The 512-nt window shown below is 71.5% G+C and carries 1 pseudogene; it reads right to left on the bottom strand.

The annotated features are described in order from the left end of the window. Positions 1 to 295: 295 nt before the first annotated feature. Positions 296 to 512, bottom strand: a pseudogene (locus tag FJR74_RS08530) (PE family protein); the annotation flags it as partial.

Genomic DNA, 512 nt, shown 5'->3' on the forward strand with positions numbered 1-512 from the left:
GTCAAGTACTGCGCGACGACGGCGCGGTGGTGGCCGGCCTGTACGCGGTCGGGGCATGCGCGTCCAATATCGCCCAGGACGGCAAGGGATATGCCAGCGGGACCCAGCTGGGTGAGGGGTCGCTTTTCGGGCGTCGCGCCGGAGCGCATGCGGCAGCCCGAGCGCAGGGCATGTAAGCCTCCTCGCGCCGCGACTGGGAATCCTGCGACGCGACACGCCGACAAGGCGTCGTGAGATTCACAGTCGCAGCGCGGCTTCAGGTAAGACGCCGGGAGCGCGGTAGCCGGCCTCCCGGCTACGGTAACCCGTTCATCCCGTTCTTACCCAACAGCCCGCCGGCACCGCCGGTGCCCGCGCTGCCGTTAGGTGTGCCACTCCCGGCGTTGCCGCCGTTGCCGCCGTTGCCGACCAGGATGGCACCGCCGCCAGCGCCGCCGTCACCGCCCTTGGCACCGGTGCCGTTTCCTCCGGCGCCGCCGTCACCGCCGTCGCCGATCAGCCCGGCTTTGCCG

Source organism: Metamycoplasma neophronis (assembly GCF_006491995.1).
Lineage (GTDB): Bacteria > Bacillota_I > Bacilli_A > Mycoplasmatales > Metamycoplasmataceae > Metamycoplasma > Metamycoplasma neophronis.